Here is a 12,441-nt window from a genome sequence, read left to right as displayed (position 1 = left end):
CTCTCCTTTGGAAGGGGCGCCTCCGCCCGCCTGCACAGTTGTTGCAGACTTTCGGTTACTTACCGTGCCTGACGATCAATAAATGGGCTCTGCCGTAATAGTCGCGCCAAGCCCAATATCGGCGGTGGAAGAGCGCATGGCGAATCCGGCCTCCCGCAAACACCCAAACGAGCTAAAAAATCGCCTGTATTGAGCAATTCCTGTCCCGCAATCTGCGCGCTCGGCTAGTGCAGGGGACGGCGTTTCGAGGATTCAGCTCGCCTGCTACCACGTACAGGTGATCGACGGGTCAGCCCAGTCCGCGTGGTCGAAATCGGTTCCGTCCCCGCCATCTTCGACAACGAGATCGAGCGTGCTGGCGCCCGTAAGGTCCACCGCGATCTGCTGGGGCGGATCAGCGTGCGTGAGGAGTCCGCTCTCGTGGACCAGCGCGCCGTCGGCCAGCACCTTGAACACCACGGAGCCGCCGCCGCCGGCCACCTCGGCGTCAATGCCGACCGTCGCGGTCAAGGATGTGCAGACTCCGCCGATGTAGTAGCGGACGTGACTGTTGGCGTGCACGCCGAGCCCGTGGGCATGTTCCACACCACCAAGGGTGATCGGTCCGCCGTCGTCGAGTTCGGCGCCGCCCACCGCGGCATTCAGTGCGACGGGGCCAAGACCGTTGGCGATGGAGGTGGAGGGCCAGTCGGAAAGGTAGCCGGTCTGCGCTGACGGCGTTTGAGTGGCCGGAGCCGGACTCGACGGCGCGGCTGTCGCGCCGACGGATGATCCCGGGTCGGCCGAGCCCAGGCGTGTGGCAGCCACCGCGAGTGCCGCGACGAGGGCGAGCATGACGGCCCCGGCTCCGATGACCACACGGCGCGTTCCGTTCCGGGGCGGTGTTGGATCCTCGGGTTCGACAGGCACGACCTCGGTGAGCACGCTCGTCCCCTCAGCGTGCCCGTCCTCGGCACTTTGAGCGGCGGTGACGGCACCTGGACCGGCGACGATCGGAGACGCAGGTGAAGAGCCGTACGTGCCGAGGAGGGAAGCGAGCCGGGCGGCATCCGGCCTGTCCTGCGGGGCCTTGGCGAGGCACCATGTGACGATCGGCCAAAGTTCGTCGGGGAAAGCAGCGGGACGGGCGAGTTCCTGCTCGGCGTGTGCCCGCAACACCGCGAGCGGATGCTCACCCGCGAACGGAGGAGCCCCGGTGACCAACTCATACAGAATGATCCCCAAAGCGTAGACATCCGCCGCCCCCGTTGGCGTACCTCCTGCGATGGTCTCCGGGGCCATGTAGGTCGGGGTTCCCAGGACAGTTCCACTCCTGGTGATCGACGTGCCCTGCAGCAGCCGGGCGATACCGAAGTCGGCCAGCAGGGGTGCGGGGGAAAGGAGCACGTTCTCAGGCTTGATGTCGCGATGGACGATGCCTGCCGCGTGCGCGGCGGACAAGGACTCAGCGATGGCTGCCACCATGTCCGCGGCCTCCGCCGGGGCAAGCGGACCGGCCTGCCGCAGCCGCTCACGCAGCGTCGGGCCCTCCACCAGATCCATGACCAGGGCGAGGGTGTCGCCGTCAACGATCAGATCGTGTACGCGGACCAGCCCGGGATGGTCGACGCCGACGAGTATGGATCGCTCTCTGACAAACCGTGCGACCACCTCGGGATCCGTCGCCGCGCTCGCGTGCACCACCTTGATCGCCACCGAGCCATCGGGCCCTCGTCCACGCCAGACAGTGCCGAAGGCCCCGCGCCCGAGCACCGACTCCGCCGTGTAGCGGCTACCAATCATGCGGGGCAAAGGCTCTCCACCAGCAAGGCCGCAGCGCGGCGTCCTCCATCGCGGCGATAATAACCATACGTCCACTTAGGACCCTAATCTGGCTATACGCGCAGTTTGCAGGCATGCGTCGACTGCCGAGTGATCCGGGACGCGGAAGGTCATGCGCGGACGAGAGTGACGGCATGCCCGGCTGGGCTGGTGACCTGCTCGATGGCGGTGCGTTGCAGGAGGGGCGGCGCGGTGGGGCGTCGGTCGAAGACGACGAGCGTGCCTTGTTTCAGATCGAGGCGGTCGAGGTAGCCGTCGAGTTGCGTCAAGCCGTCGGCGACGGGATCGGGCTGGCGGGGCCGCCGATCTGGAGATCGTCGCGGTCAACGATCTCGGCGACGTGGCGACCATGGCCCACCTGCTGGCCTACGACTCGATCCTGGGCCGTTTCCCCGGCGAGATCGTCGCCGAGCCCGGCGCGATCCGTGCCGGGGACACCACGGTCACGGTGCTGGCCGAGCGCGACCCAGCCGACCTGCCGTGGGGGGATCTGGGGGTGGATGTGGTCATCGAGTCCACCGGCATCTTCACCAGCGCCGCCAAGGCGCACGCGCACGTGGACGGCGGCGCGAAGAAGGTCATCATCGCCGCCCCAGCCAGCGGAGAGGACGTCACGATCGTGCTTGGCGTGAATGACGACGCCTACGACCCGGAACGCCACACGATCATCTCCAACGCCTCGTGCACCACCAACTGCCTCGGAGTGCTGGCGAAGGTACTGCACGACGCGGTCGGCATCGACTCCGGCATGATGACCACCGTTCACGCCTACACCCAGGACCAGAACCTCCAGGACGCGCCGCACAAGGACCTGCGCCGCGCTCGCGCCGCGGCGCTCAACATCGTCCCCACCTCCAGCGGCGCCGCCAAGGCCATCGGCCTGGTCCTGCCCGAGCTCCAGGGCCGGCTCGACGCCTTCGCCCTGCGGGTCCCCGTCCCGACCGGCTCGGTCACCGACCTGACCGTCACCACCCGCCGCCCGACCACCGTGCAGGAGGTCAAGGACGCGTACGCCGAGGCCGCAGTGGGTCCGTACAAGGGCCTGCTGTCCTACACCGAGGCACCCATCGTCAGCAGCGACATCGTCACCGATCCCGCCTCCTGCATCTTCGACGCCCAGCTGACCCGGGTGCTCGGCTCGCAGGTCAAGGTCGTCGGCTGGTACGACAACGAGTGGGGGTACTCCAACCGCCTCATCGACCTGTCCGTCATGGTCGGCGGCACTCTGTAGACGATCAGCGGCAGAAGCGTGGGCGAGGATGCCGACGCTGCGGCTGAGCACGAACAGCCCCCGGGCCAGCGGCGCGGGAAAGCCCAGCTCGGCGTAGCCGACCGCGGTCGCACCGTCGACGTTCATCCGCACCGGCGCGATCAGCTCCTCGGTCTCCAGCGGGGCCCGCATGTGCTCTTCTCCATGCGGGACTTCCGCCAGTAAGGCGACCACTGCCACACACGCAGGTCCGGCGGCGACCCGCCGGCGCTTCGCGATCTTTCATACGATCATGGTCTGCGTGGTGGGGATGGGCTGCTCGAGGTCGAATTGGTCGGGATGAAGCGGTCTCGTGCTGGCGGACTACGACATTCAGGCCGGACGGGTGGGACACCCCAGACGATGTCCTATCCGGGCGAGCTCCTCCATGAAGGCCGCACGCGTGCTGTCGGCGAAACCGACGAACATGCGGTTGGCGAGCGGCACACCCCAGCGCGCCCACTGCGCCACGTTGAAGACGCGATGCACGAGCAGCGTCCCTTCGGGATGCGGTTCGACGCTCCATTCGCCCCGGTACCACCAGCCGCCCTGCAAGGAGATGGTGTGACCGGCCACCTCCACGGTGGAGGTGTGGCCGGGGAAGTCTTCGATGGTGAAGCGGCCGGAGCGCCTGCCGCCGGGCAGTAATTCGTCGGCCATGGCGTCCCAGACCTTGGCGACCGGCGCCTCGATGATCCCGGCAACCTCGGCGAGCAGCTTCTTCTTGGTCACGACGTCACCCTGGTGTTCTGGAAGGAGGCGAAGCGCCAGCCTTCGAGGGTGTGTACGGCGGTGAGGGTGACGATCGAGTCGCGTCGGCGGCCGTCCACGGCGGTGCCGCCCTGGGAGATCAGCAGCGCGGCGCCGTCGGCCAGCGGCTTGACTTTGACGTCGCTGTCGGGGGCGGCCATGGTGGAGCCCTTGAGCGGCCCTTCGAACAGCCATCGGTGCGAGGACTCGATGGCCTGTCGCCCCTGGGCGTGCGTGCCGTCGAAGGAGATGTAGTCGGCGTCTTCGGTGAACCGCGCGGCGTAAGCGGTGGCGTCACCTGCGTTCCACGCCTCGGCAAGACAGGTGAGCATGGTGATGATCTCCGCGGTGGCGGACATGGCGCAACTCCTTGTGGTCGCGGCGCCTATCCTGAGGTTGCGACTCCAGGCAGGGCAGGCGCCTTGTTCGGATGTCCGGCTGTCAGGGTGTTGGCGCACCCTGACAGCCGCTTCTCATGATTCGTCGAGCACGTTTTCCAGCTGGTCGCGGTTGAGGGTGCCCGACCAGTCGAGTTCGCCCGACTCCAGGCGGGCGATGAGCCGCCTGATCCAGGCCAGCTCGGTCTCGGTCAGGGCCCGCTCGTAGTCGAGCTCGATCGTCAAGACGTCGGGCAGGCCACTGTCCCGCAGAGCTCTCAGGTGTCCATTCAGCCCGGCGAGGTTTCCTTCGAGTGCCGCCTCCCTGGTGCGTAGGGACTGCAACGCGTCGGGCACCGGGAGGACGCCGATGAGCGAGACGGCCGCCGTGAAGACGCGGCGCTCGCCACCCGGGTTCTCCAGGAGCGCTCGGAGCCTGGTCGCCAGTTCGTGGCGGCCCTCGTCAGTGATCTCATAGATGGTGCGTTCGGGCCGGCGGCCTTCCCTGCTGGTCTCGACGGGGACGATCAGCTCCTCGCCGGCCAGCTTGTCGACCGCGTGGTAGAGGCTTCTCGGCAGCCCCGTCACGTAGTCCTTGTGCGTGTTGACGATGAAGCGGTGCAGCTCGTACGGGTGGCCGGGACGTACCGACAGCATGGCCAGCACGGTCAGGCCGACCAGGTCGGGACGTCGTGCCATGACTCTCCTTTCTTAGTGCAGTTTGCACTATAGCTCAGGAGTATCGCTATAGTGCAAAACACCATATTGAAGGAGGCACTAGAATGAAGATCATGGTCATCGGCTCTACCGGCCGCACCGGAAAGCACGTCCTGACGCAAGGCGTCAAACGTGGACACGAGATCACCGCCTTCGCCCGCCGGCCGGAACTGCTCGCCGCCCGCACCGGGCTGGCAGGTGTGCACCAGGGCGACGCGCACGACCTCGAGGCCGTATGCCGGGCCGTACAGGGGCAGGACGCCGTCATCGCCGCGGTCGGCGGCAGCCGGATCGCCGCCACCCTCATCACCGCCATGCAGGAGCACGGCGTACGGCGGGTGGTGATGACGAGCAGCCGCTCCGTGACCGCCACCCGGCCCCGCCTCGCGGTCTCCCTGGCATGGCTGTTCCTCCGCGAGGCGTACGCGGACCTCGCACGCGCCGAGGGCATGCTGCAGGTCAGCGGGCTCGACTGGAGCATCGCCCGAGCCACGATGCTCAACGACAAGCCGCCCGCCGGGCGCGTGCACATCGACTTCGAGGCCAACGCCACGGGCGGCGCGATGCAGCTCTCGCGCGCCGACTACGCGATGGCGCTGCTCGACACCGTCGAGGATCCCGCCCTGATCGGCAAGGCCCTCGGTATCTGCGGCCCGCGATAGCCCAGCAGGCGTGCAGGGCCTCGGCCATGGCGGCGATGACCTCCAACGCCTCTCGGCACTCCAGCGTAGCGATTGGTCACTTCACTGCTGGAGACGCGTAACCCCAGGGGTTGACTGGCACATACCGAAGACGGGCTGCCGTCCTCAATGCCCTCGGCGTATCCATTCCTGCATGTGAGGCTGCTCGGCGCCGATCGTGGTGTCGGGTCCGTGGCCGGTGTGCACGATCGTCTCGAGCTGCAGGACGAGCAGTCTGTCGCGGATCGAGGCGATGATCGTCTCGAACGACGAGTATGAGCGCCCGGTGGCACCCGGCCCTCCCTGAAAGAGGGTGTCCCCGGTGAAGACGGCGCCGAGGTCGGGCACGTGGAAGGAGCAGGCGCCGGGAGCGTGGCCCGGTGTGTGGAGCACGCGCACTTCCGTGCCCGCCACCGCGATGATCTGCTCGTCGGCCAGTTTGCCGTCGGGCTCGCGTCCGGGGTGGGTGAGTCGCCACAGGGGCAGGTCGGCGGGATGGAGGAGGATCGGCGCGCCGGTCAGGCGGGCCAGTTCGGGGGCGTGCCGGATGTGGTCGTCGTGGGCGTGGGTGGCCAGCAGGGCGAGCACCCGCCGGCCGGCGACCAGCTTCATGATGGCCTCGGTGTCGTGCGGGGCGTCGATCACCACGCATTCGGTGTCGTCGCCGAGCACCCAGACGTTGTTGTCGACGTCGAACGTCTGGCCGTCCAAGGTGAAGGTGCCGGAGGTGACGGTGTGGTCGATCATCTAGAGGGTCACCACCGAGCGGAGCACGTCGCCGTGGTGCATCTTGTTGAACGCCTCCTCGACCTGGTCCAGCGCGATGGTCTCGGTGACGAACTTGTCCAGCGGCAGCCGGTGCTGCAGGAACAGGTCGATCAGCATGGGGAAGTCGCGGCTGGGCAGGCAGTCGCCGTACCAGGACGATTTCAGCGCACCGCCGCGGCCGAACAGGTCCAGCAGGGGCAGCTCGATCCGCATCCCAGGGGTCGGCACCCCCACCAGGACGACGGTCCCGGCCAGGTCGCGGGCGTAAAACGCCTGCTCGTACGTCTCCGGGCTGCCGACCGCCTCGATGACCACGTCGGCGCCGTGGCCGCCGGTGAGGTCGCGGATCGCCTCGACGGGTTCGGCCGTGCGGGAGTTGACGGTATGGGTGGCGCCGAAGTCTCGCGCCCAGGCGAGCTTCTGGTCGTCCACGTCCACTGCGATGACCTTCGCAGCTCCGGCCAGCGACGCGCCCAGGATCGCGGCGTCGCCGACGCCGCCGCAGCCGATCACGGCCACGCTGTCGCCGCGGGTCACCTCGCCGGTGTTGATCGCCGCGCCGATCCCGGCCATCACGCCGCAGCCCAGCAGGCCCGCCACCTGGGCGGACGCCTCGGCCGGCACCTTGGTGCATTGCCCGGCCGCCACCAGCGTCTTCTCCGCGAACGCGCCGATGCCGAGCGCGGGCGACAACTCGGTGCCGTCTTTGAGCGTCATCTTCTGCGCCGCGTTGTGGGTGTTGAAGCAGTACCAGGGGCGGCCACGCAGGCAAGCGCGGCACTGGCCGCACACCGCGCGCCAGTTGAGGATCACGAAGTCACCGGGTCGCACGTCGGTGACGCCCGCGCCGACCGCCTCGACGACACCCGCGGCCTCGTGGCCGAGCAGGAACGGGAAGTCGTCGTTGATCCCGCCTTCCCGGTAGTGCAGGTCGGTGTGGCAGACCCCGCAGGCCTGGACGTTCACCACCGCCTCGCCCGGTCCCGGGTCGGGAACCAGGATGGTCTCGACGGACACCGGCTCGCCTTTGCCGCGGGCGACGACGGCCTGGACTTCGTAGGTCATGGGATCCCTTTCTCCTCGCTGAACGCGGATGGGAAGCGGCTCCCAGGCCCGCAAGGTGTTGTGCTGATGGCGCCCCCGGCAAGCTCAAGGGCGATGCCACGATCAGATTTCGACGAGGTAGCTGGTGAAGCCGCCATCGCCACTGGCGACACCGGAGATCGCCTCGTTGATCTCGTCGAGTGGCCAGCTCATGGGCTGCAGCACCGAGAGGTCGATCACCCCATGACGGATCATCTCGGCCAGCTCGATCCCTTCGGCGGTGGTGAACCAGACCGAGCCGATCAGCTCCATCTGCTCGTCCATCCACCACTTCACGTCGACGCCGAGCTCGCCGGCCGTCCCGCCGATGTTGACGATCCGGCCGCCGCGCCTCACGCCGTGCATCGCGTCCTTGAACGAGTCGAGTGAGGCGACGGCGCCGAGCGTGTCGACCATGAAGTCCGCACCCCGGCCGGCGGTCGACGACTTCACCCAGGCGGCGGTGCTGCCTTCGACGTTCGAGAACGTCTCGATCCGGTCGGGGGCGAGCGCCTGCAGTCGCTCCAGCAACCGGGTCCCGCGCGCCACGGCGTAGATGCGCGAGACGCCGAGCGCCAGGGCCACGAGGGTGACGCCGACCCCGAGCGTTCCCGTCGCGCCGTTGATGATCAGCGACTTACCCGCCAGGGGTCCCAGCTTCTTGACCGCGGCAAAAGCCGTTCCGAGGTAACCCATCCGGGTCGCCTGCCGGAACTCGATGGTGCCGGGGAGCTTGACGAGGGCGCTCTGCGGGGCGCGCATGTATTCGCAGAAGCCCCCGTGCGGATAACGCCGGAACATCTCGAGGCTGTTGTCGTTGTAGCCGAAGTAGCCGTTCAACGTCCAGAAGTCGCACTGCTGCGGGGCACCGGACGCGCAGGCGTGACACGCACCGCACGAGCGGCCCGGATTCACGTAGACCCGGTCCCCCGGCTTGACGTTGACGACCAGTTCCCCGACCTCGTGCACGATGCCCACGGGATCGAGCCCGAAGATCGCCGGACGTGGCGGGAGCGGCATCTGGGGGTACCACGACTCCCAGTTCGCGAGCACGTTGGCCAGGTTGGGCACCATGCCGCAGCCCTTCACCGCAACCACGACGTCCGTGCCGGCGGCGGTCGGGCGTTCCACGTCCTCGATCACCATCTTGTCGCCGACCGCGTGCAGTCGCGCGGCGCGCATCAGTTGCACCATCATGCCTTTCTTGAACAGAATGTCGCCGTGGCGTTCGTCAGTCCTCGGGCGCGATCGTCACGCGCACGCGGTCGAGCTGAGGGCCGAAGATCAGCTGGCAGGCCAGGCGGGAGTTGTCCGCGAAATAGTCGGACGCATCGAGAAGGTCCTCTTCGTCCCGCGACGTAGGGGGAAGCTCGGCGCCCTCGGGCAGGGCGTCGACGTAGACGTGGCAGGTCGCGCAGGAGAGGCTCCCCCCGCAGATCGCCTGCAACTCCTCGATCCCGGCGTTGCGAATGTTCTGCATCAGCGACATGCCCGCGCGGCCTTCCACCGTGTGGGCGGCACCGTCCCGTGTGGTGACAGTGAAGTGCATGGGTCGTTCCTCCTCCTGGCATATGAGTCTGTGATCGGCGCAGCGGATCAGGCCGCCGCGGTGATTTCCTTCAGTGGCGTCCGTGTGTCGGCCAGACGTGCGGGGTCGATGCGCGCGCCTGCTTCCACGAGCCTGCGTCCCTGCACGTAGTCCCGGGTCGCGTTGATGCAGTCCAGTGCGATGATCGCGCCGTTCTTCAGATAGAAGAGAGAAAAGCCTCGCTCTGCCGGGTCGCCACGGAGGACGGTCTGGTCGTGCCCGAGGCTCAGGCCGATGGTCTGCAGGCGCAGGTCGTACTGGTGCGACCAGAACCACGGAACGAGACGCAACGGCTGGGGGTGCCCGCTGATCGCCTTGCCGGCCGTCTGCGCCTGTTCCGAAGCGTTCTGTCGTGACTCGATGCGGACGCCGGGCCCGCTCCTCATCACCGCGCAGTCGCCGACGCAGTACACGTCCGCGAGCGTCGTGCGGCAGAGGTCGTCGATCAGGACGCCGGTCCCGCCGGGGGCCGCCTCCGCCCCCGCACGCAGGAGCGGCTGGATCGCCGGCTCGATGCCGATCCCCACGATGACCTGATCGGCCGGGATCACCGTGTCGTCCGTGAGGCGCACGCCGCTCACCGCCCCGTCGTGTCCCAGGATCTCGGCGACGCCGGCGCCGAGGCGCAGGTCCACCCCGCGAGATCGGTGCTCGGCCTCGAAAAACCGGGACACCGGTTCCGCGGCGACGCGGGCGAGGACCCGGTCCAGCGTTTCGATGATCGTGACTTCCTTGCCGAACTCACGGAGCACCGCCGCGGCCTCGAGGCCGATGTAGCCGCCGCCGATCACCGCGAAGCGAAGGCTCTGCGGCAGGGCGGCGATGAGCTGATCGCAGTCCGCCTTGTTGCGCAGTGTGCGGACGCCGTCCAGGTCGTTCCCGGGGCAGGCCACCCCACGCGGACGGCCTCCTGCGGCCCACACCAGCACGCCGTAGCCGATCGTGGTGTGATCGTCACATGTGACCGTGTGGGCTTCGGGGTCGACGGCTTCGACGCGCCGGCCGAGGCGCAGCGTCACCACGTGCTCCGTCCAGAACTTCGAGGGACGCAGCAGCAGCTGCTCGAAGTCCTTCTTGCCGGCCAGATAGTCCTTTGAGAGGGCGGGACGCTCGTAGGGCGGCACCAGCTCGTCCCCGAGCAGGCCGATGCGTCCCACGAACCCCGCCTGCCGAAGCGCGATCACGGTCTCCGCGCCCGCGTGTCCGCCGCCGACGACGAGGCAGTCGACGTGCTCGATGGTGGAGTGTGCTGATGTCATCGCAGCAGGGCGCCGATCAGGACGAAGCACATCGTCGCGGTCCGGTCTGTCTTGTTCCGCCAGGCGTGCCGAGTACCGCACTGGACCGCCACGTCGCCGGTCCGCAGATGCGTGGTGGCCCCGTCGTCCAGCTCCAGCCAGATTTCCCCGTCGAGGACGATGTCGTAGTCGACCGTCTCCGTGCGGTGCATCCCTGGCGCGTCCGCCTCGAACCGCTCCGCCAGACCGGGGATGAACTCCCGCTGCTCCGCATCCGCCGCGGCCGGGTCGAACTCCGGCCGCGCCATCGACGTGTCCGGCGGAAAGGTAACGATCATGAGGCGGGTCTCACCGGTTGCCGGTGGCACCACCAGTCCCGCGGGCGCGCACTCGCCGTCGTCCTGCGGCAACGGCGGAGTCGCCGCGGTCGCGTAGACGACCGAGGTCATCATGCCGGGGATCGAGGTGTAGTGGTGGGCGTTCGGGACAGGACCGTCGCTGACGACGACGGACTTCCCGTCCCTGACGCCGGTGACCACACGCCGCGGGACGTCCGGCGGCGCGAACCTACTCATAGACCAGTCCTTTCTCCTGCAACCGGGTCCGCATCTCGTTGACGTCGAGACTGAGCCGGCCGGACGCGTACAGCCGGCGTTTGTCCTCCTCGGCCGCCGCACGGCGGCGGGCCGTCTCGAGCACCGTGGCCGCGGTGCCGCGCGGCACCACGCAGACGCCGTCGTCATCCGCGACGATCACGTCTCCCGGCGTGATCAAAGCGCCGGCGCAGACGATGGGAACCTGTACGTCGGCGAGCGTCTCCTTGACGGTTCCCTGGGCGCTGACGGTCTTGCTCCAGACGGGAAAGCCCATCGTGCGCAACTGCGCGACGTCGCGTACCCCGGCGTCGATCACGAGCCCGCGGATGCCCCGGGCCTGCGCCGACGTGGCGAGGAGATCGCCGAAGTAGCCGTCGTCGCACGGCGAGGTCGGGGTGACGACCACGATGTCGCCCGGTTGCGCCTGCTCGAGCGCGACATGGATCATCCAGTTGTCCCCCGGGGGGACCTCGCAGGTCAGAGCCGTGCCGGCGACGGTCGTCCCGGATTGACGGGGGCGCAGCCAGGAGCCGAGGAGCCCGGTCCGGCCCTGTGCCTCGTGCACGGTCGCCACGCCGAGTGCGGCGAAGCCATCGCAGATCGCCGCATCGGTGCGCGCGATCGCCGTCACCACGCGTGCCATGCTCAACCCACCGGTACGAAGCTCGGGTCAAGGACGCCTGCCGCCTCGGCGCGCCGTTCCGCCGCGACCAGCCCGGTGCGGATCATGACGTCCACGGTGGCTTCCAGGGCTGCCGGCGCGACCTCGAGATTCTTCGGCCACATGCCCATGTCCCGCGTGTAGGACAGACCTCTCGCGGCCAGGTCCGGGTCGTCGGGCGTCGTGATCCGCTGGTAGATCGGCAGCGTGACGGCGTCGTGGGCCGGGTCGTTCACGATGTCGTGGGCCTCGGCCAGTGCGGCCACCAGCTTCGTGACGGTGTCCCGGTTCCGCGACGTCCAGTCCGCATGGGCGATGACCGCGGCGAAGATGATCTCAGGGAGCACGTCGTTCACCTCGCCGATGAGGCGGTATCCCTGCCGTTCGGCCAGGAAGTTCCACGGTGCCGGCTGAGGAGCGCAGTCGATCTCGCCCTTCTGCAGTGCGTCCCACCGGGTGGTGTGGACACCGGCGAGGACGAACTCGTAGTCACCGGGATACGACAGGCCCTCCGGCTGGAGCATCATCTGCGTGTAGATGGCCGTCCCCTCCGTGAGGGATGACGTGCCGATCCGCTTTCCACGCAGCTCGGCGATGCCGCCGATCCCGGGCCGCGCGACGAGCGACATCGGAAGGCGGAGCGCGTTGGCCGCGATGAGGCGCAGATCGCCGCCGGAGAGGAAGTCGGCGACCGCGCCCTCCGGCGGCGTGATCGCCAGATCGGCCGTGCCGTCCCGCACGGCCGAGGTGGCCTTGTCGACCGAGCCCAGCCGCAGGTAGTCGATCGCCAGCCCGTACTTCGCGAACAGGCCCTGGTCCTCCGCGACGAAGACCGGAAGCCAGTTGAAACCTTGGGCGCCGCCGGCGAAACGTACTCGTGTCAGGTCAGTAGCCATCGATGGAACCTCCAATG

General features: G+C 68.4%; 14 protein-coding genes and 1 pseudogene. 2 read left to right on the top strand and 13 right to left on the bottom strand.

All coding sequences use genetic code 11. The features are described from left to right. Positions 1–264: 264 nt before the first annotated feature. The gene (locus ACTWQA_RS03930; RefSeq protein WP_443158026.1) at positions 265–1,782 is read right to left on the bottom strand and encodes a protein kinase domain-containing protein; all 1,518 of its coding nucleotides are present in this window, start codon (positions 1,780–1,782) and stop codon (positions 265–267) included. Between the two features lie 149 nt (positions 1,783–1,931). After that, complete coding sequence (locus ACTWQA_RS03925; RefSeq protein ID WP_443157920.1) at positions 1,932–2,090, bottom strand: hypothetical protein; 159 nt, start codon at positions 2,088–2,090, stop codon at positions 1,932–1,934. Between ACTWQA_RS03925 and gap the strand changes: the two are divergent. Beyond that, positions 2,060–3,052: pseudogene (gene gap, locus ACTWQA_RS03920) on the top strand (type I glyceraldehyde-3-phosphate dehydrogenase); the annotation flags it as partial. The gene ACTWQA_RS03925 and the pseudogene gap sit on opposite strands and share 31 nt — an antisense overlap. A 351-nt stretch (positions 3,053–3,403) precedes the next feature. Here the strand turns inward: gap and ACTWQA_RS03915 are convergent. The 3 genes from ACTWQA_RS03915 to ACTWQA_RS03905 form a co-directional block, all read right to left on the bottom strand. Then, positions 3,404–3,802: a hypothetical protein gene (locus ACTWQA_RS03915; RefSeq protein ID WP_443157919.1), complete on the bottom strand. Its 399-nt coding sequence runs from the start codon at positions 3,800–3,802 to the stop codon at positions 3,404–3,406. Further along, positions 3,799–4,179, bottom strand: coding sequence for an SgcJ/EcaC family oxidoreductase (locus tag ACTWQA_RS03910; RefSeq protein ID WP_443157918.1), 381 nt, complete (start codon positions 4,177–4,179; stop codon positions 3,799–3,801). Before ACTWQA_RS03910 ends, ACTWQA_RS03915 begins: the two co-directional genes overlap by 4 nt. Before the next feature lie 114 nt (positions 4,180–4,293). Continuing rightward, entirely contained in the window at positions 4,294–4,896 is a 603-nt protein-coding gene (locus tag ACTWQA_RS03905; protein ID WP_443157917.1) for a PadR family transcriptional regulator, read from the bottom strand. Positions 4,897–4,979: 83 nt separating this feature from the next. Here ACTWQA_RS03905 and ACTWQA_RS03900 point away from each other — a divergent pair, with 83 nt between their 5' ends. Further along, positions 4,980–5,576: an NAD(P)-dependent oxidoreductase gene (locus ACTWQA_RS03900; protein ID WP_443157916.1), complete on the top strand. Its 597-nt coding sequence runs from the start codon at positions 4,980–4,982 to the stop codon at positions 5,574–5,576. Positions 5,577–5,720: 144 nt separating this feature from the next. On the opposite strand, the gene ACTWQA_RS03895 is transcribed toward ACTWQA_RS03900, so the two are convergent. The 8 genes from ACTWQA_RS03895 to ACTWQA_RS03860 form a co-directional block, all read right to left on the bottom strand. Next, positions 5,721–6,341 (bottom strand): MBL fold metallo-hydrolase, encoded by a 621-nt coding sequence (locus tag ACTWQA_RS03895; protein ID WP_443157915.1) that lies wholly within the window; start codon positions 6,339–6,341, stop codon positions 5,721–5,723. Next, the gene (locus ACTWQA_RS03890; protein ID WP_443157914.1) at positions 6,342–7,427 is read right to left on the bottom strand and encodes an S-(hydroxymethyl)mycothiol dehydrogenase; all 1,086 of its coding nucleotides are present in this window, start codon (positions 7,425–7,427) and stop codon (positions 6,342–6,344) included. Positions 7,428–7,529: 102 nt separating this feature from the next. Next, on the bottom strand, positions 7,530–8,627 hold the full coding sequence (locus ACTWQA_RS03885; RefSeq protein ID WP_443157913.1) for an alcohol dehydrogenase catalytic domain-containing protein: 1,098 nt from the start codon (positions 8,625–8,627) through the stop codon (positions 7,530–7,532). Between the two features lie 49 nt (positions 8,628–8,676). Beyond that, positions 8,677–8,994 (bottom strand): 2Fe-2S iron-sulfur cluster-binding protein, encoded by a 318-nt coding sequence (locus ACTWQA_RS03880; protein WP_443157912.1) that lies wholly within the window; start codon positions 8,992–8,994, stop codon positions 8,677–8,679. A gap of 47 nt (positions 8,995–9,041) precedes the next feature. Then, a complete protein-coding gene (locus ACTWQA_RS03875) occupies positions 9,042–10,292 on the bottom strand; it encodes an NAD(P)/FAD-dependent oxidoreductase (RefSeq protein WP_443157911.1) in 1,251 nt (416 codons plus the stop codon). Next, the gene (locus ACTWQA_RS03870; RefSeq protein WP_443157910.1) at positions 10,289–10,846 is read right to left on the bottom strand and encodes a cupin domain-containing protein; all 558 of its coding nucleotides are present in this window, start codon (positions 10,844–10,846) and stop codon (positions 10,289–10,291) included. The genes ACTWQA_RS03875 and ACTWQA_RS03870 overlap by 4 nt, the downstream gene beginning before the upstream one ends. Further along, on the bottom strand, positions 10,839–11,510 hold the full coding sequence (locus ACTWQA_RS03865) for a 4-carboxy-4-hydroxy-2-oxoadipate aldolase/oxaloacetate decarboxylase (RefSeq protein WP_443157909.1): 672 nt from the start codon (positions 11,508–11,510) through the stop codon (positions 10,839–10,841). Before ACTWQA_RS03865 ends, ACTWQA_RS03870 begins: the two co-directional genes overlap by 8 nt. 2 nt (positions 11,511–11,512) lie before the next feature. Next, positions 11,513–12,424, bottom strand: coding sequence for an ABC transporter substrate-binding protein (locus tag ACTWQA_RS03860; RefSeq protein WP_443157908.1), 912 nt, complete (start codon positions 12,422–12,424; stop codon positions 11,513–11,515). Between the last annotated feature and the right edge of the window lie 17 nt (positions 12,425–12,441).

This window comes from Nonomuraea sp. 10N515B, from assembly GCF_052245915.1.
Taxonomy (GTDB): domain Bacteria; phylum Actinomycetota; class Actinomycetes; order Streptosporangiales; family Streptosporangiaceae; genus Nonomuraea.
The sequence above is the reverse complement of the archived record's forward strand: the minus strand, read 5'-3'. Positions and strand labels throughout refer to the sequence as shown.

Bases quoted from the DNA above. Each gene is read 5' to 3' on its own strand.
- ACTWQA_RS03930 (WP_443158026.1), bottom strand. From the start codon at position 1,782: ATGATTGGTAGCCGCTACACGGCGGAGTCGGTGCTCGGGCGCGGGGCC.
- ACTWQA_RS03910 (WP_443157918.1), bottom strand. From the start codon at position 4,179: ATGTCCGCCACCGCGGAGATCATCACCATGCTCACCTGTCTTGCCGAG.
- ACTWQA_RS03905 (WP_443157917.1), bottom strand. From the start codon at position 4,896: ATGGCACGACGTCCCGACCTGGTCGGCCTGACCGTGCTGGCCATGCTG.
- ACTWQA_RS03900 (WP_443157916.1), top strand. From the start codon at position 4,980: ATGAAGATCATGGTCATCGGCTCTACCGGCCGCACCGGAAAGCACGTC.
- ACTWQA_RS03895 (WP_443157915.1), bottom strand. From the start codon at position 6,341: ATGATCGACCACACCGTCACCTCCGGCACCTTCACCTTGGACGGCCAG.
- ACTWQA_RS03890 (WP_443157914.1), bottom strand. From the start codon at position 7,427: ATGACCTACGAAGTCCAGGCCGTCGTCGCCCGCGGCAAAGGCGAGCCG.
- ACTWQA_RS03885 (WP_443157913.1), bottom strand. From the start codon at position 8,627: ATGCGCGCCGCGCGACTGCACGCGGTCGGCGACAAGATGGTGATCGAG.
- ACTWQA_RS03880 (WP_443157912.1), bottom strand. From the start codon at position 8,994: ATGCACTTCACTGTCACCACACGGGACGGTGCCGCCCACACGGTGGAA.
- ACTWQA_RS03875 (WP_443157911.1), bottom strand. From the start codon at position 10,292: ATGACATCAGCACACTCCACCATCGAGCACGTCGACTGCCTCGTCGTC.
- ACTWQA_RS03870 (WP_443157910.1), bottom strand. From the start codon at position 10,846: ATGAGTAGGTTCGCGCCGCCGGACGTCCCGCGGCGTGTGGTCACCGGC.
- ACTWQA_RS03865 (WP_443157909.1), bottom strand. From the start codon at position 11,510: ATGGCACGCGTGGTGACGGCGATCGCGCGCACCGATGCGGCGATCTGC.
- ACTWQA_RS03860 (WP_443157908.1), bottom strand. From the start codon at position 12,424: ATGGCTACTGACCTGACACGAGTACGTTTCGCCGGCGGCGCCCAAGGT.